The organism is Gordonia sp. i37 (genome assembly GCF_002043085.1).
In the GTDB taxonomy this organism is placed as follows: domain Bacteria; phylum Actinomycetota; class Actinomycetes; order Mycobacteriales; family Mycobacteriaceae; genus Gordonia; species Gordonia polyisoprenivorans.
The window spans coordinates 1-20,479 of sequence record NZ_MVPX01000492.1; the positions used below are offsets into that span (position 1 = coordinate 1).

The 20,479-nt window shown below is 67.0% G+C and carries 21 protein-coding genes and 2 pseudogenes; 12 read left to right on the forward strand and 11 right to left on the reverse strand.

Translation table 11 applies throughout. The features are described from left to right. A pseudogene (locus tag B1964_RS23855) lies at window positions 1-387 on the reverse strand (SHOCT domain-containing protein); the annotation flags it as partial. A 127-nt stretch (window positions 388-514) separates the two neighbouring features. Between B1964_RS23855 and B1964_RS23860 the strand changes: the two are divergent. Next, window positions 515-934, forward strand: a complete 420-nt coding sequence (locus tag B1964_RS23860; RefSeq protein WP_079931543.1) for a nitroreductase family deazaflavin-dependent oxidoreductase — start codon at window positions 515-517, stop codon at window positions 932-934. A 21-nt stretch (window positions 935-955) separates the two neighbouring features. Continuing rightward, window positions 956-3,463 (forward strand): type ISP restriction/modification enzyme, encoded by a 2,508-nt coding sequence (locus tag B1964_RS23865; protein ID WP_079931544.1) that lies wholly within the window; start codon window positions 956-958, stop codon window positions 3,461-3,463. Here B1964_RS23865 and B1964_RS23870 read toward each other — a convergent pair. Further along, entirely contained in the window at window positions 3,460-4,041 is a 582-nt protein-coding gene (locus B1964_RS23870) for an HD domain-containing protein (RefSeq protein ID WP_079931556.1), read from the reverse strand. The genes B1964_RS23865 and B1964_RS23870 overlap by 4 nt on opposite strands. A gap of 81 nt (window positions 4,042-4,122) precedes the next feature. Between B1964_RS23870 and B1964_RS23875 the strand changes: the two genes are divergently transcribed. Further along, complete coding sequence (locus B1964_RS23875) at window positions 4,123-5,463, forward strand: NAD(P)/FAD-dependent oxidoreductase (protein WP_253194153.1); 1,341 nt, start codon at window positions 4,123-4,125, stop codon at window positions 5,461-5,463. 82 nt (window positions 5,464-5,545) lie between these two features. Further along, window positions 5,546-5,839, forward strand: a complete 294-nt coding sequence (locus tag B1964_RS23880; RefSeq protein ID WP_035727355.1) for a YiaA/YiaB family inner membrane protein — start codon at window positions 5,546-5,548, stop codon at window positions 5,837-5,839. A 13-nt stretch (window positions 5,840-5,852) separates the two neighbouring features. On the opposite strand, the gene B1964_RS30115 is transcribed toward B1964_RS23880, so the two are convergent. Continuing rightward, window positions 5,853-6,008, reverse strand: coding sequence for a DUF6131 family protein (locus tag B1964_RS30115; protein WP_006368790.1), 156 nt, complete (start codon window positions 6,006-6,008; stop codon window positions 5,853-5,855). A 100-nt stretch (window positions 6,009-6,108) separates the two neighbouring features. Here B1964_RS30115 and B1964_RS23885 point away from each other — a divergent pair, with 100 nt between their 5' ends. Then, window positions 6,109-6,921, forward strand: coding sequence for a DUF1206 domain-containing protein (locus tag B1964_RS23885; RefSeq protein WP_079931545.1), 813 nt, complete (start codon window positions 6,109-6,111; stop codon window positions 6,919-6,921). 13 nt (window positions 6,922-6,934) lie between these two features. Here the strand turns inward: B1964_RS23885 and B1964_RS23890 are convergent, their stop codons facing one another. After that, on the reverse strand, window positions 6,935-7,792 hold the full coding sequence (locus B1964_RS23890; protein ID WP_079931546.1) for a LysR family transcriptional regulator: 858 nt from the start codon (window positions 7,790-7,792) through the stop codon (window positions 6,935-6,937). Between the two features lie 305 nt (window positions 7,793-8,097). On the opposite strand from B1964_RS23890, the gene B1964_RS31215 reads away from it, so the two are divergent. Continuing rightward, a complete protein-coding gene (locus B1964_RS31215; RefSeq protein WP_253194157.1) occupies window positions 8,098-8,835 on the forward strand; it encodes an EamA family transporter in 738 nt (245 codons plus the stop codon). Here B1964_RS31215 and B1964_RS31595 read toward each other — a convergent pair. Next, window positions 8,755-9,522, reverse strand: a pseudogene (locus tag B1964_RS31595) (EamA family transporter); the annotation flags it as partial. The gene B1964_RS31215 and the pseudogene B1964_RS31595 overlap by 81 nt on opposite strands. A 76-nt stretch (window positions 9,523-9,598) precedes the next feature. On the opposite strand from B1964_RS31595, the gene B1964_RS23900 reads away from it, so the two are divergent. From B1964_RS23900 to B1964_RS23910, 3 genes are read left to right on the forward strand one after another with little or no spacing between them, the layout of a single operon-like run. Beyond that, the gene (locus tag B1964_RS23900; RefSeq protein WP_043457378.1) at window positions 9,599-10,528 is read left to right on the forward strand and encodes a LysR substrate-binding domain-containing protein; all 930 of its coding nucleotides are present in this window, start codon (window positions 9,599-9,601) and stop codon (window positions 10,526-10,528) included. A gap of 23 nt (window positions 10,529-10,551) precedes the next feature. Continuing rightward, complete coding sequence (locus tag B1964_RS23905) at window positions 10,552-11,178, forward strand: TetR/AcrR family transcriptional regulator (protein ID WP_079931548.1); 627 nt, start codon at window positions 10,552-10,554, stop codon at window positions 11,176-11,178. A 44-nt stretch (window positions 11,179-11,222) separates the two neighbouring features. After that, complete coding sequence (locus tag B1964_RS23910; RefSeq protein ID WP_079931549.1) at window positions 11,223-12,476, forward strand: glycosyltransferase; 1,254 nt, start codon at window positions 11,223-11,225, stop codon at window positions 12,474-12,476. On the opposite strand, the gene B1964_RS23915 is transcribed toward B1964_RS23910, so the two are convergent. Genes B1964_RS23915 through B1964_RS23925 form a run of 3 tightly spaced genes read right to left on the reverse strand, consistent with a single transcriptional unit; the run spans window position 12,464 to window position 15,575 of the window. Then, the gene (locus B1964_RS23915; RefSeq protein ID WP_079931550.1) at window positions 12,464-13,324 is read right to left on the reverse strand and encodes a short-chain dehydrogenase/reductase; all 861 of its coding nucleotides are present in this window, start codon (window positions 13,322-13,324) and stop codon (window positions 12,464-12,466) included. The genes B1964_RS23910 and B1964_RS23915 overlap by 13 nt on opposite strands. Continuing rightward, complete coding sequence (locus B1964_RS23920; RefSeq protein ID WP_079931551.1) at window positions 13,321-14,832, reverse strand: NAD(P)/FAD-dependent oxidoreductase; 1,512 nt, start codon at window positions 14,830-14,832, stop codon at window positions 13,321-13,323. Before B1964_RS23920 ends, B1964_RS23915 begins: the two co-directional genes overlap by 4 nt. Next, the gene (locus B1964_RS23925; protein WP_079931557.1) at window positions 14,829-15,575 is read right to left on the reverse strand and encodes a hypothetical protein; all 747 of its coding nucleotides are present in this window, start codon (window positions 15,573-15,575) and stop codon (window positions 14,829-14,831) included. Before B1964_RS23925 ends, B1964_RS23920 begins: the two co-directional genes overlap by 4 nt. Before the next feature lie 141 nt (window positions 15,576-15,716). Between B1964_RS23925 and B1964_RS23930 the strand changes: the two genes are divergently transcribed. Beyond that, window positions 15,717-16,352 (forward strand): TetR/AcrR family transcriptional regulator, encoded by a 636-nt coding sequence (locus B1964_RS23930; protein WP_253194154.1) that lies wholly within the window; start codon window positions 15,717-15,719, stop codon window positions 16,350-16,352. A 4-nt stretch (window positions 16,353-16,356) separates the two neighbouring features. Here B1964_RS23930 and B1964_RS23935 read toward each other — a convergent pair whose 3' ends face one another. After that, window positions 16,357-17,544 carry an arylsulfotransferase family protein gene (locus B1964_RS23935; RefSeq protein WP_253194155.1) on the reverse strand — a complete coding sequence of 396 codons (1,188 nt, stop codon included), beginning with the start codon at window positions 17,542-17,544 and terminating at the stop codon, window positions 16,357-16,359. A gap of 209 nt (window positions 17,545-17,753) precedes the next feature. On the opposite strand from B1964_RS23935, the gene B1964_RS23940 reads away from it, so the two are divergent. Further along, complete coding sequence (locus B1964_RS23940; protein ID WP_079931554.1) at window positions 17,754-18,140, forward strand: hypothetical protein; 387 nt, start codon at window positions 17,754-17,756, stop codon at window positions 18,138-18,140. A gap of 60 nt (window positions 18,141-18,200) precedes the next feature. On the opposite strand, the gene B1964_RS23945 is transcribed toward B1964_RS23940, so the two are convergent. Together B1964_RS23945 and B1964_RS23950 are read right to left on the reverse strand one after the other, a co-directional pair. Further along, window positions 18,201-19,103, reverse strand: a complete 903-nt coding sequence (locus B1964_RS23945) for a hypothetical protein (protein ID WP_020173066.1) — start codon at window positions 19,101-19,103, stop codon at window positions 18,201-18,203. A gap of 84 nt (window positions 19,104-19,187) precedes the next feature. Continuing rightward, a complete protein-coding gene (locus B1964_RS23950; RefSeq protein ID WP_172398950.1) occupies window positions 19,188-19,895 on the reverse strand; it encodes an SDR family NAD(P)-dependent oxidoreductase in 708 nt (235 codons plus the stop codon). A gap of 102 nt (window positions 19,896-19,997) precedes the next feature. On the opposite strand from B1964_RS23950, the gene B1964_RS23955 reads away from it, so the two are divergent. After that, window positions 19,998-20,479, forward strand: a 482-nt coding sequence (locus B1964_RS23955; RefSeq protein ID WP_253194156.1) for a helix-turn-helix domain-containing protein, incomplete at its 3' end; no start/stop codon positions are given.

Sequence of the window (20,479 nt, forward strand, 5' to 3'; positions counted from 1 at the left end):
CTCCCCGCCGCTGGAGCTTGGGACCCCGAGATCGGCGGGCCACCAGTTGTTGGCGGTGCCGAAGCCTGCGCCGAACGAGCCGCCGAACGAATTGTTGGTGGGTGCCGGTGGGAACACGATCGTGGTGGCGAGAAGTTGGGAGAGCTCGCTGCACAGCGAGTCGACGCGGGCTTTGAGTGCGTTGTCGAACATGTTGCCGACCATCGTCATGCCGCCGCGCATCCACTGACCCGACCCGCCGAGTTCGGGGATGGAGAACTGCGCCATGGTGCCGCCGCCGCTGTTGACCGCGTACAACATCGCGAGCACCGCGTCGCGAGAGAGGCCGTACCGTGCGGCGATGTCGGCGACCGCGCCCTCTGCCTCGGGGGTGAGGGTTGCGTCCATGATGAGGCTCTTTCGTCGAGAGTGGATTCGCGCCCCGCACAGATCGTGCGGGTGAACTTCCCCAGTGTACGAGGGCCGCACCGCCGCGGCCCTTTCTGGCCGGGCGATCTCCTGGCATGGTGGAACCATGAGTTCCGTCGATGATCTCCATGGTGACCCGCACGTCGAGGAGTACCTGAGGACCGGAGGTGAGCAGGGCTATCACTGGAATGGCACAGAGATTCTCATCCTGTTCACCACGGGTAACAAGTCGGGCGAGGAACGCCGACATGCGCTGATCTTCCGTCCCTGGGGCGAGAACGCCCACCTCGTCGTCGCGTCCAAGGGCGGCACCGACGCACCGCCGGCGTGGTTCCGGAACCTGGAGGCCAACCCCGACGCGCAGGTGCAGATCAAGGACGAGCGCTTCGCCGTGCGCGCTCGGGTCGCCACCGACGAGGAGAAGCCGCAGATGTGGGCGACGATGGTCGAGGTGTGGCCCGACTACGATGCCTACCAGGCCAAGACCTCTCGCGTCATTCCGGTTGTCGTTCTCGAACGTGTCTGAGCGACAAGACTTCTGACGCCGGTGCAGCGGCCGCAGACGCTCGTCGCGACCCTTGTCGGCCTCACGCGCGTCTTGCGGGAGTCGGCGGCTCTGCGCGAGTGCGCAGAGCGCGACGGGGTGCATCCCGACGAGTACGCCCGAACCGTGGTGTTCGGACTGGTTCTCGCGGTCGCCGAGGGCGGCCACCATTACTCCACCGACGATTCCGCCGACCCGTTGCTCGCCGCGACGATCACACCGATCCTGAGAGCGCTGCGTGCGATCGACTGGGCGGCGCTCACCGCCGCCGACCCCGACCTCCACGTCCATCTCTACGAGCAGTTCCTACGCGTCGACGCGCCCACGCTCCGACGGTCATCCGGCACCTACTACACGCCGGTCCCGTTGGCGAACACCATGGTCCGGCTCACCGACCAGCTGCTGAGAACCCACTTCGACGCCCCCGCCGGGCTCGGTGACGATGCGGTGCAGATCGTCGACCCCGCAATGGGGACCGGCACGTTCCCACTTGCGATCCTGCGCCTGATCGGCGCCGCCAACGCGGGGCGACTTCACGGCGCGGAACTGCACTCCGGCCCGTTCACCGTCGCCGAGTTCCGCATCCGGGCTCATGCACAGGGCCCGAACCTGTTCCGCGCCAACACTCTCGCCGACCCGGACCGCTGGCTCGCCCTCGCCGACGAACGAGCCGAGCAACCGTCCGTCCGGGTCGTGATCGGCAATCCGCCCTATCGAGAGCGTGCACGCGGGCTGGGCGGGTGGATCGAGAACGGAACCGATCCGGCCACCGGCCGTCCGCCGCTCGACGCATTCCGGCTGCAGGCCAACGGCAGTACCGAGTTCGCGCTGTCCAACTCCTACATCCACTTCTGGCGCTGGGCGAGTTGGTGGGCGTTCGACGCCCCGCACGTCGAACGACCGCGCACCGAACAAGCACGCTCCGATCGACCGAGTCCGGGACTCATCTGTTTCGTCACCGCCACCGGCTACCTCACCGGCCCCGGCTTTCGGGGGATGCGAGAGTACCTGCGCCGCAGAGCCTCTCACGGGTGGATCATCAACCTCAGTCCGGAGGGTAAGAAGCCACCGCCCCGCAACGCGGTGTTCGCCATCGAGACACCGGTGTGCATCGGGATCTTAGCCCGCACCACGGATGCCGACGACGACATCCCGGCCCACATCCACTATCTAGACCTGCACGGCACCAGCGCCGAGAAACTCGCCGACCTCGACACCCTGACCTTCGACGATCCCCGGTGGAGACCGGCGCGCACACAATGGCATTCGCCGTTCACACCGGCCGCCGCGAGCGGGTGGGACGGCTTTCCCGAGGTGGCCACGCTCATGCCGTGGCTGTCCACCGGCGTGACCCCCAACCGCAATTGGGTGAGCGCGCCGTCGGCGACGACACTCAACAGACGACTGCGCGCCCTCCTCGACGAGCACGACGCCGACCGTCGGTCGGTGCTGTTCAAGACCACCGACAGCCGCAGCCCGGACAGGCGCGGGGTGCGGCCGTTGCCGGGTGTTCCCCTCGACACCGCGCCGCCACTCGACGCGACCGCCTCAACCGACCACCGCGGACATCCGGTACCGGTGGAACGAATCACGTTCCGTGCCTTCGATCGTCAGTGGTTGATCGCCGACAACCGGCTGCTCGACCGCGCACGTCCGGACCTGTGGGCGGCACGCCGTCCCGGCCAGATCTTCGTCGTCGAGCAACACTCGATCCGCCCCGGTGCCGGACCCGCCTTGTACTTCAGCGCGCTCCTGCCCGACATCAACGCCTTCAACAATCGCGGTGGCCGTACGTTGCCGCGTCTGCATCCCGACGGCACGCCCAATGTGGCGCCCGGTCTCGACCACGCGTTGCGCATCCTCGTCGGAGCGTCCGCCCGCGCCGAGGATCTCGTCTTCTACCTGACGGCTCTCACTGCGCATCCCGGATTCGTCGCGCACTTCGACGACGAGTTGGCGACCCCGGGCGTCCGCATCCCGATCACAGGGAACTGCGCGTTGTGGGACTCCGCCGTGGAGCTCGGCCGGCGGGTGGTCGAGCTGATGACCTTCTCCCCCGACGGCGTCCTCGAGATGACCGTGACAGGTCCGCAACTGCCGGAACAGACTGTGCCGGTGGGTGACCTGCGTCCGACGACGTTCTCCCACGACGCGCTCGCCCAGACTCTGGTCGTCGGTTCGGGACGGTGGAAGCACGTGCCGCCGGCGATCCTCGACTACCGCGTCGGCGGCGTCGGCGTGGTGTCGTCCTGGCTGAAGTACCGGCTGGCCCGTCCTGTCGGCAAGGTGTCCTCACCATTGGACGAAGTCCACGATCCCACCTGGCCCGAGCAGTGGTCGGACGAGCTGACCGAGGTGCTGTGCGCCATCGCCGCCCTCATCGCGCTCCACGACGACATGGATCACGTACTCCGCGAGATCCTCGCCGGCCCCCTCGTCTCGGAGGCCGAGCTCACCGCGGCGGGAATGACGGTACCGACGTCCGCCCTCGACCGAAAGCCCCGTCGCTAAACCGGATTCGGCGCCCCTGCACCACCGGCGTCGAGCCGCCTCGTCACACGTTCGCGTACGGCGCGAAAGTACGGTGCGCGATGCGGGTGGGCGCGATGATGCGGCGAGCCCGGGCCGTGCCGGTCCAGCATGTCGCGCATCCGGTCCTCGACGTCCATCACGGCGTGGCCGGTCGGGCTGGAGGTCTGGTCGGCCAGCGTCAGCGCGTCGGTCACCTCGTCCTCGACGAAGGTGAAGTCGCTCAGTGCTTCGTCGATGCCGCGTTCGGCCGCGATGTAGCGCGCGCCGGAATGGTGGGCGACGAGAGCGCACACCTCTTCGGGCCAACCCCGCGCGCGGAGATACCGTGCGCCGTCGACGGGATGAAAGCCGGTGTCTCGCAGAGCCGGAACGTAGCCGATGTCGTGGAGCCAGGCGGCTGCGATCAACGCATCGCGCCGTCGCGGATCAACGGTTTGGGCATACCGGGTGGCCTGCGCGGCCACGCGGGTCACGTGGCGGAGCCGGTTCGGATCAGAGGCCAGGAGTCGTGCTGCGAGTTCTCGCGCCGCGTCCGTGAGCGCGTTCTCGTCGTCCACAACCTCTCCTCCGCGTCCCCCGACGGCCCGGCACGTGTGATTGTGCCACGACGCCCCACACCGGACGATAACGTCTGTCAGATGTCACGACCGTCGCCACACACCGTCGTCGTCGGAGCCGGCGTCGCCGGGTTGACCACCGCCAGGTTGTTGCACAGGTACGGCCACAGCGTCGTCGTGCTGGAGGCCCGCGACCGGATCGGTGGCCGCACCCACACCGACCGCTCCGACGGATATGTCACCGATCGGGGTGCCTCGTGGATTCACGGCATCGACGACGCCCCGTTGTTCGACGCCGCCCGCGCGCTCGGTATGCGGACCGTCGAGTTCACCGTGGGCAGTTATCAGCCACTGAGTCGGCCGACCGCCTACTACGGCCCCGACGGTTCCCGGCTGAGCGACGCACAGGTCGCTGCATTCGTCGAGGACATACAGACCGTCGACGCGCTGCTGTCGGACGCCATCGGCTCGGCCGGTCCGGGGCGCTCCTACCGCGACGCCGTGGAGGACACCTTGGCCGGGCTCGACTGGACGCCCGGCCGCGCCGAGCGGGTGCGGGAGTTCTTGGCGCACCGCACCGAGGAGCAGTACGGCGTGGAGAGTGGCGAGCTCGATGCCCACGGTCTCGACGACGACGAGACCCTCGGCGACGAGGTGGTCTTTCCCGACGGCTACGACCGACTGGCGTCGGCGCTGGCGCAGGGGCTCGACGTGCGGTTGGGCCACATCGTGACGCGGGTCCGGTGGTCGGCGGAGGGTGTCGTCGTGGCATCCGATGCCGGGGAGTTCGCCGCCGATCACGTCGTGTTGACCGTGCCGGTGGGGGTGCTGAAGTCGGGTGATCTGACCGTCGATCCACCGCTGCCCGAACCACTCGCCGGTGCGCTCGACCGGCTGGAGATGAACGATTTCGAGAAGATCTTCCTACGCTTCGAGCACCGATTCTGGGATGACGGCGTGTACGCGGTCCGGCGGCAGGGGCCGGCCGGGCGCTGGTGGCATTCGTTCTACGACCTGTCCGCATTGCACGGCACCCCCACGCTGCTGACCTTTGCCGCCGCCGACTGCGCTCGGGCGATTCGCGGCTGGTCCGATCGCCGGATCGCCGATTCGGTGCTCGACGCACTGCGCGAGATCTACCGCGACGAGGTGAGCGAGCCGGTCCGTGTCGATGTCACCCGATGGCGCGACGATCCGTTCGCGCGGGGCTCGTATGCGTATATGACCGTCGGCTCGACGACCGCCGACCACGACGTGCTCGCCACCCCGGTCGGCGACGGCGTGCTCCACATCGCCGGGGAGGCCACATGGACCGACGACCCGGCGACAGTGACCGCAGCGCTGATGTCGGGGCATCGGGCGGCGGGCAATGTTCTCGGCCATCCGGTGGCGCTCGAGGAGCTGTGGCACCCGGGCACGTAGACAGCAACCTGGCTGTATCACCCAGGCGGGTCGCGTGATTCTACTCATGGCGCTGCCGAGATCGCTTGCGATTGTTGTCGGCATGGCAACCTCAGAGATTCCCCAGAACCCCACCACCGCAGCATTCTTCCTGCAGGCCGCGATCGCCTTCGGCGTCAGCCTCGCGACCGCCGTCGTCGGCGTCTTCTATCTGCCGATCGACGCCTGGCAGCGCGGCTTTCTCGCAATCACCTTGCTGTTCCTCACATCCAGTACGTTCACCCTCGCCAAGGTGGTGCGCGACCGGCAGGAGCAGACGTCGGTGCGGGCACGACTCGACGAGGCGAGGGTGGACAAGTTGATCGCCGAACACGATCCCTTCAGCAAGGTGTCGTGACTCGGGGGGTCGGTCAGAAGTAGTGCGCGCGTCCGCCCACCGCGCGGCCGGTGGCACCGAGGATTGCGAGGATCAGGCCGATCACCACCAGGATGATGCCGATGGTCCATAGGATCGGGATACCGAAGATGAGTCCGAGGATGAGACAGATGGCGCCGAGGATGATCATGAGAAGCCTCTCGAGATGACGCGGATGAGGACTGCTCGGCGCTGCTGCAAGCACCTTCCACCCTAGACCTCCCGCACCCCGACGTATACGGAGTCAGCAGATGATCGACAAGAATCCGGCCGACGCGGTACGGCAGGCGACCGGGCGCGGCGAGTTCGAGGCCCTGGCCCGCGCCGGTCACGTGGTGAGCGGGTTGTTGCATCTGTTGATCGCCTACATCGTCGTTCGACTTGCCTTCGGCGATCCGGGAAACGCCGATCAGTCCGGTGCGTTGGGTTTGTTCGCGTCGTCGACGGGTGGGCGAATGGCGTTGTGGGCTGCGGTCGTCGCCTTCGTCGCGATGGCGTTGTGGCGCATCGCCGAAACGATCATCGGACCGCATCCGGCCAACCCGAAGCCCGGTGAGGACGACGGCTGGCTCGATCGCGCCAAGGCCGCATCCCTGGCCGTGGTCTATCTCGGATTTGCTTGGTCAGCAGCGCAATTCGCGTCAGGCCATGGACAGTCCAGTGGCAGCCAGAACGCCGGGATGAGCGCCAGGCTGATGGAATCGGTTGCCGGCAAAGGACTTCTGATCATCGTCGGACTCGTCATCATCGGCGTCGGTATCTATCACATCTACAAGGGCGTCACGAAGTCGTTCCTTGACGACCTCACCATCGACGACAACCCGGCGCTCACGGTGACCGGCGTCGTCGGTTATGCGGCCAAGGGACTTGTGCTCGCCGGCGCCGGCGTGCTGGTGATCATCGCGGCGGCGACGGCCGATCCGGCCAAGGCCACCGGCATCGACGGCGCGGTCAAGACGGTCGCGGGATGGCCGGCCGGCCAGGTCCTGCTCGTCCTGGCCGGTCTCGGGTTGGCGGCCTACGGAGTCTACTGCTTCGTGATGGCGCGTTTCGCGCGGATGTGATGGCGCGGCTCGATCACGTCGAATAGAGCCGTGTCGTCGCGGTGATCAGGTCACCGAGCGCTGCCGGCTCGTGATCGAGCCACCACGCCAGCCGGACCGCGATCCGTGGGCCGTCTTTGACTGGGCGGTAGGTGATGTCACCGCGCGCGTGGTGATGAGCCGTGGATTCGGCCGTGGTGCCGACGCCGCGACCGGCGGCGATGGCGTCGAGCCAGCCCTCGACGTCGTGGATCTCGACGACCTCGGGCGAGTGAGCCGTGCCGGCCCACAGTTCGCGGTGGGTGGTGCCCGACCGGGTGTCGACGAGTACCGGTCGGGTGGCCACCTCGGCCATCGTCAGACTGCGTCGGCGAGCCCACCGCGGGTCGTCGGTGGCGAAGGCCACCAGCCGCCGTTCGAGGCCGACGATCGCCGATCCGAACCGCTTCTCGTCGAGGGGAACCCGGACGATGGCCACGTCGCAGAGCCCTTCGGCGAGTCCGCCGGTCGCCGAATTGTGCCGCACGAGTTCGAGTTCGGTGTTCTCGTGGTGGCGCGCCCACTCGCGTTGCAACGTCGTCGTGTGTTTTCCGAGTGCGGCCCAGGCGTATCCGAGCCGGAGAACGGCATGGCGGTTGTCGAGGAACTGGGTGAATCGTTGCGCCTCGGCGAGTACTCGACGGGCGTGCGGCAGCACCTGTCGGCCGGTGCTGGTGAGTTCGCATCCGCGGGGAATCCTGCGCAACAGCGTCTCACCCACCGAACGTTCGAGGGAGGCGATGGTTCGCGAGACCGCGGCCTGTGAGACGTACAGGCGCTCAGCCGCCTCGGTGAACGATCCGGCATCGGCAGCGGTGACGAAGAAACGAAGTTCACGCAGGTCCCACTCCATGACCGAAGCGTATACCTACTCCAACATATGCACTGGTCATCGGAACCGGCTCCCCATACCGTCAAGGCATGCACATGTCTCGTCAGACGCGCGGCATCGGACTCGTCCTGGGCAGCGCAGCATCCAATCAGACCGGAGCCGCCCTGGGCGCCATGGCCTTTCCGACGCTGACCCCGGTCGGGGTGGTCGCCGTGCGGCAGATCGTCACCGCCGTTGCCCTCATGGCAACGATCCGTCCGCGGGTCCGCGGGCTGACCCGCCGACAATGGCTGCCGATCATCGGTCTGGCCGTGGTGTTCGGGGTGATGAATCTCGGCCTGTATTCGGCGGTCGACCGTATCGGACTCGGGCTGGCGGTGACGCTGGAATTCCTCGGGCCGCTCACCATCGCGGTGTGCGGAGCACGCGGCACGGTGTCGGTCGGGTGTGCACTGACCGCGGCACTCGGCGTGGTGACACTGACCCGTCCCGGCCCGACGACCGACTATGTCGGGATCGGGTTCGCGCTGATCGCCGCGCTCTCATGGGCGTGTTACATCCTGCTCAATCGCTCGGTGGGCCGTCTCGTGCCCGGAGTCCAGGGCAGCGCCCTGGCCGGCCTCGTCGCCGCGGGCGTGTGGGTGCCCATTGCGATCGGCTGGCTGATCACCCACCGGCCCACCGTCTCCGCGCTGGTTCTCGCGGGACTGTGCGGCGTGTTGTCGTCGATCGTGCCGTACGTGACGGACCTGACTGCGCTGCGGTGGATTCCCGCGCATCTGTTCGGGACGCTGACGAGCGTCAACCCGGTGTGGGCCGCACTGATCGGCGTGGTCGTGCTCGGTCAACGACTCGGGGGCCTCGAGTGGATCGGTATCGGGCTGATCGTCGGGAGTAATGCGTGCGCGCTTGTCGCCCACCGTGGTGCCGATGCTGGCGATGATCACCAGGACGATCGCCGTCAGCCGCAGGGCACCGGCCGCCTGTCCGAGCAGCACCCAGCCGGCGATGGTGGCGACGATCGGTTCGAGGCTGAGCAGCACTCCGAACACGTGCCGCGGTAGGCGGCGTAGCGCCCCGAGTTCGAGGGTGTACGGAATGACCGACGACAGCAGTGCCGTGCCGAGCGCGGCGAGCGCGACGGTGGTGTCGATGTGTCCGGTCGTCAGGCCTCCCATGCCGAACGGCAGGACGCATACCGTCGCGACGGCCAGTGCCATCGCCAATCCGCCGGAGCCCGGAACTCGTTGCCCCACACGTGCACTGGTGAGAATGTAGAGGGCCCAGAACGCGCCGGCGATCAATGCGAACAGGACGCCGAGAGGATCGAGGTTCGCGGCATCGGTCATGCTCTCAACCCCCAGCAGCACCATTGCGGCCAGCGCCAGGCCGACCCACACCAGGTCGGTGCGTCGTCGTGACAGCACCGCGGCGAGGATCAATGGGCCCAGGAATTCGATGGAGACCGCCACGCCGAGGGGCAGCCGGGCGATGGCCTCGTAGAAGGTGCCGTTCATCCCGGCCAGCGCGACCCCGAACGCCACGACCGATCGCCACTGCCGGGCGTTCCAACGCCATGCCCGCGGCCGGGCCATCATCAGCAGGAGGACCGCGGCGAGTCCCAGTCGCAGCGTGGTGACCCCGGCGGCACCGAGCGCGGGGAATGCGATCCCGACGGCCAGCGCCGCGCCGAACTGCAGCGAGACGCACGAACCCAAGATCATCAGCACCGGCATGACTACCAGGATCATGCGTCGGAGCTGATCAATCCAGCGAATGTTTCTACTGAACTATCATTAGCAGAACTGAACGATCCTGGAGGTGGTGATGCTCAACGTCAGCCGCCTGCGCATCCTGCGGGAGCTACACCTGCGTGGCACGCTCGCCCAGGTCGCCGAGGCGTTGTCGTACACCCCGTCGGCCATCTCCCAACAGCTGTCGCTACTCGAGCGCGAGGCGGGCGTGGTTCTGCTCGAGCGGGTAGGGCGAGGCGTCCGGCTCACCGATCAGGCGCTGACACTCGTCGCGCACGCCGAGGTGATCCTCGCCGAACTCGAACGCGCCGAGGTCGACCTCGCGCAGGCCCAGCCATCGGTGCATGGCGTGCTGCGCGTGTCGTCGTTCCAATCGGTGGTGGCCGAGATCGTCCCGCGGGTGCTGACGCTGCTCGAACGCAGCCATCCCGCGTTGCAGGTGGAGTTGACGCTGCGCGAGGTCGAGGGTGCATATCGGGGATTGCTCTCGCATGCCTTCGATCTCATCCTCGGCGAACAGTTCCCGGGGCGGCCCTCACCGGTCCGGCCGGGCACCGATCGCGCCGACCTCATCCACGATCGGCTCCTGCTCGCCGTCCCGGCACAGGGACCGCTGGCGGTGGAGCCGTCCGGACTTGCCGAACTCGCCGAACTCCCGTGGGCACTCGAACCCGCGGGGACCGACAGCGGCGAATGGGCACGCGCCGTGTGCCGTTCGGCCGGCTTCGAGCCGCGCGTGCGGTTCGACGGCCCCGACACCCTGCTGCATTCGAGGTTCGTGGCCAACGGTCACGCGCTCGCCTTCGTACCCGCGTTGATCGCCGGCGACGACCCGCGACTGCGGCTCTACGCCCTACCCGGCGATCCGGAACGGAGTCTGTTCACCGCGGTCCGCACGGGCCGGTCCGGCCATCCGGCCGTTCGTGCGTTTCGAGACGCGTTGGCGCAGGCGGCTGCTGAACGTGGGCCGCAGGTACCGAGCGTCGAAGTGTTCCGCGCGTAGATCAGTTGATCTATAGTTAGATCATGCGATCTACGGACGGTGATACCTTCACCGAGCGCGCTCGACGTCGGCAACTCGTCGGCTGCGCGATCGACGCGATCGCCGAACTGGGGTTCGCCCAGGCTTCGGTCCGCAAGATCGCCGAGCGTGGCGGTGTCGCGATGAGCGTGGTCCTCTACCACTTCGGCAACAAGGACGAGTTGGTCGCGGCCGTGGTGTCGGAGTGCTACCGAACCCTGTTGGAGGCGATGGTCCCCGCGGTCGGCGCCGAAGCGTCGGCGACCGGAAAATTGGCCGCGCACATCCGCACCCACCTGCGATACATGCAGACCCACCGCGCACATCAGATCGCGATCATGGAGATCTCACAGGGCTTTCGTGGACGCGATGGCGCACGGCTCGCCGGCGTCGCCATCGACGCCGAGCACCGCGACGGGCTCGCCGCGGTCGACCTCGAGGTGATCTTCCGACTCGGCGTCGACACCGGCGAATTCCGCAGCGTGTCAGTCGATTCGATGGCCACGGCGGTACGTGGCGCGATCGGCTCGGCGCTTCTGCGCGTCACCGCCCAACCCGACTTCGACCTCACCGGCTACGGCACCGATCTGATCGAGGCATTCATCCGTGCCTGTGCACCCGACCCCGGGTAGGCCTCCCACATCCATCGAACGACCTCCACCGAACGGAGCCACCCATGGCCGACATCCTCATCGCCGCATACGGATCCCGCGGCGACATCATGCCGCTGACCGACATCGGATGCCGGTTGCGCGACGCCGGCCACCACGTCGTCCTCACCACCAACACCGAACTCGCCGACGAGGTACGAGCCTGCGGCCTCGACGCCAAGCCTGTTGATTTCCAGATCGATTCGGCGATCGATCCGGACTCGACGGACCCACGACAACTGGCCATGCAGATGGTGAAGCCGGCCGGGATGCGTCAGCTCGGCCGTAATCTCCTGGCCGCCGTCGACGACGTGCCCGCCGACATCGTGCTCCTCACGCCGTTCGCCGAACTCGCCGGCCATCCGCTCGCGGAAGCACGGGGTATTCCGAGTGTCGGCCTGCGCCTGCAGCCGCTGTCCGCGACGGGCTCCTACCCGCCGTCGCTGCTGGGCACCTTCTCCGCCGGAAAGTTCGTGAACCGCGCTGTCGGGCGGTCGGCCGGGCGCTGGTTCGACCGGATCTACCGAGGGGTTCTGGCCGACCTGCGCACCGACCTCGGGCTGCCACGAAGGTCCGCTCGATCTCTGCGCAACGCTCGGACGGCAGCGCAATGGCCTATGCTGCACGGTTATTCGCCGAATGTTCTACCCCGCCCCGCCGACTGGCGGCCCGGGCTGGAGATCACCGGATACTGGTGGCCCCGTCGATCCTCGGAGTGGGTGCCGGACAACGATCTCCGCACCTTCCTGGAATCCGGTCCCCCGCCGGTCTATGTCGGGTTCGGCAGCCTCATGCTCCCCCCGGACGAGGCGGCAGATCTGTCCGCGCTCGTGCACCGAGCAGTCACCACCGCGGGCGTCCGGGCGGTGGTGCAGAGCGGCGGCACCGACCTCGAATCTTTCGACGACGAACGCATATTCAGCGTCGGCCCGGTGCCGCACGAGTGGTTGTTCCCACGGGTGTCGCTGGCGGTGCACTCGTGTGGTGCGGGCACCGTGGCCGCAACCCTACGGGCAGGCATCCCGTCCGTCGGGATCCCCTCACCCGGCGGCGACCAGCCGTTCTGGGCCCGACATTTGCAGCAGCTCGGCGCAAGTGCCGCAACGCTGCCGCGGCCACGCCTCGACGCCGACCGGCTTGCGGCGGCCATCGGCGAGGCACTGGAGAAGTCTCGATACCGCGACGCCGCAGCACAACTCGGTCTCGAGATCAGCCGTGAGGACGGTGCCGGGCGGGTGGTCGAGGCGGTCGAGGGACTGCTCGATCCTCACGAGGTGTGATACCCGGGCTTATCGGCTCCGCGGTCGACTTCGGCCAGCAGCCGGTGCATGGTGGCCGAGCGCACGAGATATCGATCCAGGAGCGGGTTGGCTGCTCCGTGAACCCATTTGAGCGCTCGCCATCCGGCCGGCGCGAACGATTCGCCGTGCCGGTGCACGACGTTGCCGACGATGACCCGTGCCGCGTCGTCAGCTGAGATCCGTCGACTCAACGGCCACGGCAGCAGTCCGCCGATCTGACGTCCCAACTCGTCGGAATCGAGCATGTCGTGTGTCATGTCGGTGTCAACTATCCCGAAGTAGACGACACCTGCGGAGGCTCCGTGGACAGCGAGCTCGAGGCGGAGAGCACGGCCGAGCTGGCTGACCGCGGCCTTGCTGACCATGTACGGCGATCCACCTGCTCCGGGCGCGAACGAGGCCCCCGACGACACGATGACCACGTGGCCGCCGCCGGCGACGATCTGATCGAGCGCCGGCCGGACGGTGTTGTACACGCCGGTGATGTTGACACCGATCACCCGATCGAACTCGTCATCGTCGAGCGTGCGGACGGTAGCCGGAGTCGGACTGACCCCCGCATTCGCGACGATCACGTCGATCGACCCGAAATGCTGTGTCACCGAACACATCACCCGCCGCATGCATTCTCGGTCCCGGACGTCTGCCGCATAGGCCACCGCGTTCGGGCCCAGATCTTCCGCGGCCGCATGCACCTCGTCGGCGTCGCGGTCGACGAGCGCGACCCGCGCCCCGAGACGCACCATCCGCGCGGCTACTGCTCGGCCGATACCCTGTGCGCCGCCGGTGACGACGACGACCTTGCCTGCCGGGTCGAGGCGATTCACGAGACACGCTCCGTGGTGGGTCGGCAACGTTCGACGGTGAACGCTGCGTCGTCGAAGTGCTTTGTCCGACGGGCATATTCGAAACTCCATCCCGGATACAGACCGGCATTGCGGCCGTCGGCGGTGTGGTAGTAGCTCGTGTCGCACCCACCGGTCAGCCACACCGTGTGCTCACTGCGCCGGGTCATCTCGTCGACGAACTCGTCCTGTGCACTTGCGCGGACCTCGACCCGCACGACGCTGCGGTCCCGTAACTGACCGAGCGCGTCGACGATGTAGCGGCATTGGGCCTCGATCATGTAGATCGCCGATTGATTGCCGACCGCGCCGAAAGCACCGAGAGTGGTGAACAGGTTCGGGTATCCGGCGGTAGCGGTACCCAGATAGCTGCGCGGACTTTCCCGATAGTCGTCGGCGTAGGTGCGTCCGTCGAGGCCGTGAATTCGCTCGTACACCGCCGGCGGGACCTCGAATCCCGTTCCGTACACGATGGCGTCGACCGGGTGTTCTTGTCCGTCGCGTGTGATCACCGAGCTGTCGGTGATCTCGGCGATGCCGGCGGTGACGACGTCGACGTTGTCTCGGGTGAGCGCCGGAAGATAGTCGTCGGAGAAGATCGCCCGTTTGCACCCGATGATGTAGTCGGGGGTCAGCGTCTTCCGGAGTTCGCGATCACGCACCTGTCGGCGCAACTGGAACCGTCCGAGCAGCTCGAAGGGGTACCGGAACCGCTCGTCGACGAAGCCGACGAGCCCGAAGCTCTCGATCGCCAAGTAGTAGATCGCGCGGAGCAGTCGGCGCAGGGCCGGGACGCGGCGCAGGAGTGATCTCTCGACGGCGCTGGTGGTGCGGTCCATCCGTGGCACGATCCACGGGGCCGATCGTTGGAACACCACCAGGTGCTCGACGTGCGGTTGCAGCTCCGGGATGAATTGGACGGCCGAGGCTCCGGTACCGATGACAGCCACCCGCTGCCCGGATGGGTCGAAGTCGATGGGCCAATGCAGCGAATGAAAAGCCTTGCCGGCGAATCGTTCCCGTCCGGGTATCGCGGGGTATCGCGCCTCACCATAGACACCGGCGCAGGTGATCAGGAGCCGGGCGGTCATCGGTCCCCGGGAGGTGGTGAGACGCCACAAGGAGCCCGTGTCGTCCCAGTCGGCCCGGAGAAGCTCCGTGTCGTAGCCAATGTGGTCGAGCACCCCATGGCGGTCGGCAACCGTCTGCAGATACTCGAGAATCTCCGGTTGCGTGCCGTAGGTCCTCGACCAGTCGGGGTTCGGCGCAAAGGAATAGCTGTACAGGTGTGACGGCACATCGCACGCACACCCCGGATACACGTTGTCCCGCCATGTTCCGCCGAGTTTTTCGGCGCGTTCGAGTATCAGGAAGTCGTGCAGCCCGGCCTCGCGCAACGAAGCCGCCAGCGCGATCCCGGCGAAACCTGCTCCGATGAGGACGATCTGATGGTCGGGTTCGTCGGTCGCTTTGGGGCGGCGGTCGGTCATCGTCGGGCGAGTTTCTGTCGGAGACCTCGGGTGACCGCGGGCACCTTGGACAGGCCCATGAGGGCGCGGAACTGCCAGCTGTCGTCACGCGGAAAGATGCTCGCCCGCTGCACGCCATCGAGAAAGTCGTAGAGGGTCTCGCCCTCTTCCATGAGGCCGTCGGCGTTGAAGTGGTATCGATCGACCGCGGGGGCCTGGATGAATCGTCCGTTCCCGTAGATGGTCGGAGCGGATTCGTCGTACGGGTGGAGCCGGAGCGGACCGGTCCAGTGACCGCTGCCCATGTAGCGGATGACCGTCCGCACGGTGCCCTCGGGAGTGACGTCGATGTACACCTGGTCGGGAAGGGGGTCGTACCGCCAGTCCGGGATGGCATCGAAGAACGCGAAGTTGTACTTGACGAACTCGTCGATGCCGACGATGGTCCGGCCGAAGGTGCTGACGTCGGTGTACCGGATGTCCTGGGTGTACAGCTCGTCGTTGATGGTCATGTCCCGCACAAGGAAGCTCCACCAGTACTTCTTCGCCCAGGTCATGGCCCATGCCAGATCCTTGTCGTGGACGTTGCTCAGGTAGTCGAGCTTCGTACCGAATGCGTCGAACCATTCCCGGGTGCTCGCCATCAGCTCGGCTTCGGGAATGGCCCTGATCGGCACTGCCCGGTTCGAATCGAGGTACTCGGGTACCGGACGCGAGAGACGCGGTTGGGCGAGGGATCTCTGGAACTCTCGTTCGTCGTACATGGCGACCTCCTGGACACCGTCGGATCGATCGAGCACCTGAGCCCGACCAAACGTGAATCACATGATTCATCTGATATCGAGTGATGTCAATTGTGGGCCGACTCGGTCCGGCTCATCGAGGTGTGGTGCAGTATTGCGGTCATGAACACGTCCAAGGTGTGGGGTGGCCAGAGTCCACAAGACCGGTCGTCGAGCCGCCGGGAGTCACTCCTCTCGGCGGCCGGAGCCCTGTTGGGCGATGGGGGCGCCGTGGCCGTGACGATGCGCGCGGTGGTCCGCGCAGCGCAGCTGAGCCCTCGCTACTTCTACGAGAGCTTCGCCTCCCGTGAAGAACTACTGTTCGCCGTTCACGATCGGGTCGAAGACCAACTCCTGCAACGCCTTCAGAGCGTGAGCAGTTCCGGTGACCTGCGCGATGCGGTGCGTTCGTCGTTCGAGATCATCCGCGACTTCTTCGAAGAGGATCCCCGCCGCGCCCGCATCCTGTTACGCGAGCCCTTGGCCGACGACATGCTCCGCTCGCACAGCGCCACTCGTATCCCCATCTTCACCCGAGCCGTCATTCAGCTTCTCGCACAGGGTCATCCGGAGGTCGCCGAGGCCACCGGCGGCGACGAAGCGGACTGGATGATCAGATCCACGGCGCTCTCGGGCGCCCTGATCTCGTTGTACCTGGAGTACACCGATGGCCACATCGACGTCGAACCGGACCGACTGGTCGATGCGGCCGTGGACGTCGTGTATGCGCTCGGGGGTTTGCGCGATACGCGACCCTGACCTGCTACAACCCCTGGGGATACCAGAACGCGCGGTAGGTGGTGATCATCCCCGACAGCGTCGCGTCGTAGATGAGGTGCCCGGTCCGGTCGAAGGACGACACGTGCCCGGTGGTGCCCCACCCGCCGAACACCGAACCGCCGGACAGGGTTTCGGCGTTACCCATCGCCCAGGCGGTGAGGTGGTCGGGATGAGTCCATCGCGACACCAAGCTGACGGTGCCCTTCTTCCAGTCAGGCCGGATGGTGAGGATCGACGACGGGCCACCGGTGCCGGGAAGGCTGGAGTTGTTGTCGAAGAGCCGAATCGTGCCGTCGGGCAACAGCTCCGCGTCGTGCTGATTGCGGAACGTCGCGTTGTCGGCGACCCGCAAGGTGGACCGATTGCCGCCGATCACCGCACGCACGGCGCCGGTGGTTCCGTCGACGAGGTACAGCGCCGAGGTGTTCCGTGAGGACACCAGGTAGTTGCCCTTCCCGTCGGGGAAGATGCTGTTGATGTGGAAGTAGTCGAGTCCCTGGCCCGGCAGCGGCAGCGGCGTGGTTGTTGCGGTCACCGGCACGTGTGACAGTGCGTCCCAAGAGAATTCGGTTCTGCCGCTGTCGATGTCGATGATGTAGAAGTGTGAGTCGACGACGGGGACCCGTGCTCCGTTGACCACGGCGGTGGTGCGCGCGTAGCTGGTCACCGCGGCGCGGCGTCCGTCGGGCAGGATGCGGAACTCGTGCAGGTCACCGGAGGTGCGGACCGGCGTCCGGAGTTGGTGCAGCACTTGGAAGTCGCGGTCGGCGATGAAGTACGTCCCGTCGCCGTGACCGGCACCGTTGGCGCCCTGCCACCACGTGTACACACGTTGGTCACGGTAGGTCTGGATCTGGAAGTTGCCGGCCTCCTGACCTTGCGGGATGACCCGCTGATGCAGCAGCGCACCGTTGCGGGCGCGGACCTGAAGCGTCACCGGATCATGGGGAACGATGGCCCCGATCGCTCGCGGTACGGCGGGGTTGTTCAGCAGGTCGGCGGGTGCCAACAGGATCACGCCACCGAGCCCGGGATTGCGATCCAATGTCACCGTGTAACCGTTGGTGGCCGGGGGCGCAGCAGATGCCGTCGGCGCCGGCATCACGCCGAACCCGACGAGCGCCGACAAGAGGATCGAGAGCCACAGTCGCACGGCCACATTCTTCGTCACCCGAAGCACTCTGCCGCCGACCATCCCCCTGGGGCAAGTCTCTGCCCGATTTGAGTTCTTCCTGCGCGGATGGCGCGGGGCGAGTAGTCCGCTTCACCCGATCCGCGTGCCGCACTACTCGTTACGTCGCCGGTTGTTCGGCGCACAGTTCGTCCTACCGGCCCGCCCCGGACCGGCCGCCAGAGAACCCAGCCCGAAAGGCCCCCGCCATGAACAAGAAACACCTCATCGGTATCGCCGCGGTCGTGACCGGCGTCGCCGCCGCAATCGCGCCCGCCGCCACCGCCGCAGCCGCCGATCCCCCCGAAGCGCATATCCTGCTGATCGGCACCGACTCGGCTCAGGCCACGTGGAACACCCACGGCCGCACCGGATGCTCAGCCACTGTCACCGAAGGTACGCAGGTGGAATCGGTCCCGAACATCCCTCCGACCGGTAGTGGCGGGATCATCAAGGTCACCCAGAATGCGACGTTGAAGATCACCTGCCCCGGCGGGGTCACGAGCGCCACCGCGCGGCTCTACGGACCGCGCAATCCATTCAACGACATGCGGACGAATTTCAACGATTCGACCGGTGATGCCTTCGGGTCGTGAGTGACCCTGGCGAGTCGTGACGGTGCCGCCTCCCCCGCGGCGGTGCCGTCACGGCGTCACTCAGGCCGAGAGCCCCATGCCGACCCGCTCACGCAACGCCTCGATCGCCGCCCGAGCACCCAGATAGTACGGTTTGGGTACCCGAATGACGTTGGGGCGCAACGCGGAGAGATGCTCGGAATCCTGCACCGAGCACGGCCAGAAATCGCCGGTGCCCGACGCGGGATGATCGGTTGTCGAGAATTCGAGACAGCCGGTCAAAGCGCCACACCGATATTCGATGCCGGTGATGTCGGCCAGCGCGAGCACCTCGACATGCACTCCGGCAGCCGACCCGGACTCCCAGCCGGTCTTGCGGATTTCGACGCGGTCGTCGAAGGCAGCCAGCAATCCGTGCCGCCCCGCGTTGAGGACCATCCACGGGTAGTCACCGTCGCCCGCGTGCTCGTCGACGGCCTCCCACTGCGCCTCGGTCATCGGTTCGCCGTACACCGTCACCCGCCGTCGTTGCGCGCGTCGCCGTCGGGTTCGCTCGGCGGCTTCGGTGCGCTGCCGTCGCCACCGGGTCAGCGCGGGCGCCACATCCGCACCCACCCCGGCGGAGTGCAGCGACTCGACGAAGTAGGTGAGGAACTCCGTCTCGTCCCGATGGAATTGCCCGAACACCCGCGGCCCGTCGACGGTGCGCAGTGTCAGCGTGGGCACCAGCCGTGCACCGATGAATTCGGCGCCGACGATGTCGTCGGCGGCCACCTGCATGGTGATGACTCCGCGACCGGACGCCGCGGCCGAGTTGAATCCGAGAATCCGGGCGTTCGTGATCGCCACGCCCTCGACGGTCGGTTTGAGTCGGTGCACGGCGACGAACGCGGTGATCGTCTCCCCTTCGAGGAGGTGCGGCTCGAGACAACGCTGCCACTGTGCGGCGCCCAACGCCGACACCACCGGACTCAACTTGCTCATATCGGGAGCGTACGCCCAGGTCACCGAGGTCGCAGCGCGAGCGAATCAGACACCGTTCTGGTTGGTGAGCGTTGCGCGGAATGCTCACCACTGCAGCGCAGCGTCGTCCTCCCAGAACGTGCAAGTCGGTCCGTCGGGCCCGAGTGAGGCGAGCCGGGCGACTGTCCGGGCGCTGATCTCGGGTGCGCGCCCGGGATGGCTGCCGGGCTCGCCGCCACCGAGTTCGGTTGCGGTGATCCCGGGTTCGACCGCGTTGATCTTGATGTCGGGATAGGCCTTGGCGTATTGGACGGTGAGCATCGACACCGCCGCTTTGCTGGAGCCGTACACGATGGACACGAAGTGCGACGCGGGCCGCGACGGTTCGTGGGTCGCCCAGAACGAGCCGAGAGCGCTGGACACGTTCACCACCACAGGATTCTCGGACTGCTGGAGCAGCGGCAGCGCGGCTTCGGTGACGCGGACGATGCCCACGGCGTTGGTGTCGAAGACCTCGAGAACGCTCGGACCGTCCATCGCCTCGGTGGCGCCACCGGCTCGTTTGGCGATGCCGGCGTTGTTGACGAGCACATCGAGTCCGCCCTCGGCCGCGATCGTCTCGAATGCGGAGGCCACCGACGCGTCGTCGGTGACGTCGAGCTGGACGAACTGCGCCCCGACCTCCTGCGCTGCTGCTCGCCCGCGACCCTCGTCTCGTGCACCGAGGTACACCCGGTGGCCTCGGTGCACGAGGAGGCGTGCGGTTTCCTTGCCGAGGCCCTTGTTGGCCCCGGTGATCACTGCGGTTGTCATACATCGATCCTCGCGCGTCGGCGAGTTGCCAGGCAGTCGTCTGGTTGTCGTAGGACTCGCAGTACCAGGACACCGCGCGAACTGCGGGAGCAGACTGAAGTGGTGCGTGTGGTGAAGAACGAGGAGTTCGGCAAGACCGTCCGGCGTCATCGGGAGCGCCTCTCACCAGAAGCGGTCGGCCTCCCGGGCGGTGGGCGGCGGCGCGCTCCGGGTCTGCGTCGCGAAGAACTCTCCATGACCGCCGGTATCTCGGTCGACTATCTGACTCGGCTCGAGCAGGGCCGGGCGACCTCCCCTTCTCCGCAGGTCGTCGAATCGTTGACGCGCGCGTTGCGTCTTCCCGACGCGGACCGCGAACGGCTGTTCCTGCTCGCCGGCTATACCGCGCCCGGCGTCGGGCTCATCCGCACCCGGATCGCACCAAGTGTCGCGCGGATGCTCGACCGCCTCGCCGGCACACCGGTCGTGGTGTACGACGCCGCGTGGAATCTGCTGATCGCCAACCCCGCCTACGACGCACTCATGGGCGACATGTCGGTCCTCACGCGTTGGGAGCGGAATGCTCTGTGGCGCAACATCCACGG

Excerpts from the sequence above, each read along its gene's own strand:
- B1964_RS30115 (WP_006368790.1), bottom strand. The coding sequence starts at position 6,008 with ATGATCATCCTCGGCGCCATCTGTCTCATCCTCGGACTCATCTTCGGT.
- B1964_RS23890 (WP_079931546.1), bottom strand. The coding sequence starts at position 7,792 with ATGGAGTGGGACCTGCGTGAACTTCGTTTCTTCGTCACCGCTGCCGAT.
- B1964_RS31215 (WP_253194157.1), top strand. The coding sequence starts at position 8,098 with ATGAATCTCGGCCTGTATTCGGCGGTCGACCGTATCGGACTCGGGCTG.
- B1964_RS23930 (WP_253194154.1), top strand. The coding sequence starts at position 15,717 with ATGAACACGTCCAAGGTGTGGGGTGGCCAGAGTCCACAAGACCGGTCG.
- B1964_RS23905 (WP_079931548.1), top strand. The coding sequence starts at position 10,552 with ATGCGATCTACGGACGGTGATACCTTCACCGAGCGCGCTCGACGTCGG.
- B1964_RS23900 (WP_043457378.1), top strand. The coding sequence starts at position 9,599 with ATGCTCAACGTCAGCCGCCTGCGCATCCTGCGGGAGCTACACCTGCGT.
- B1964_RS23910 (WP_079931549.1), top strand. The coding sequence starts at position 11,223 with ATGGCCGACATCCTCATCGCCGCATACGGATCCCGCGGCGACATCATG.
- B1964_RS23925 (WP_079931557.1), bottom strand. The coding sequence starts at position 15,575 with ATGTACGACGAACGAGAGTTCCAGAGATCCCTCGCCCAACCGCGTCTC.
- B1964_RS23950 (WP_172398950.1), bottom strand. The coding sequence starts at position 19,895 with ATGACAACCGCAGTGATCACCGGGGCCAACAAGGGCCTCGGCAAGGAA.
- B1964_RS23885 (WP_079931545.1), top strand. The coding sequence starts at position 6,109 with ATGATCGACAAGAATCCGGCCGACGCGGTACGGCAGGCGACCGGGCGC.
- B1964_RS23940 (WP_079931554.1), top strand. The coding sequence starts at position 17,754 with ATGAACAAGAAACACCTCATCGGTATCGCCGCGGTCGTGACCGGCGTC.
- B1964_RS23920 (WP_079931551.1), bottom strand. The coding sequence starts at position 14,832 with ATGACCGACCGCCGCCCCAAAGCGACCGACGAACCCGACCATCAGATC.
- B1964_RS23880 (WP_035727355.1), top strand. The coding sequence starts at position 5,546 with ATGGCAACCTCAGAGATTCCCCAGAACCCCACCACCGCAGCATTCTTC.
- B1964_RS23860 (WP_079931543.1), top strand. The coding sequence starts at position 515 with ATGAGTTCCGTCGATGATCTCCATGGTGACCCGCACGTCGAGGAGTAC.
- B1964_RS23945 (WP_020173066.1), bottom strand. The coding sequence starts at position 19,103 with ATGAGCAAGTTGAGTCCGGTGGTGTCGGCGTTGGGCGCCGCACAGTGG.
- B1964_RS23875 (WP_253194153.1), top strand. The coding sequence starts at position 4,123 with ATGTCACGACCGTCGCCACACACCGTCGTCGTCGGAGCCGGCGTCGCC.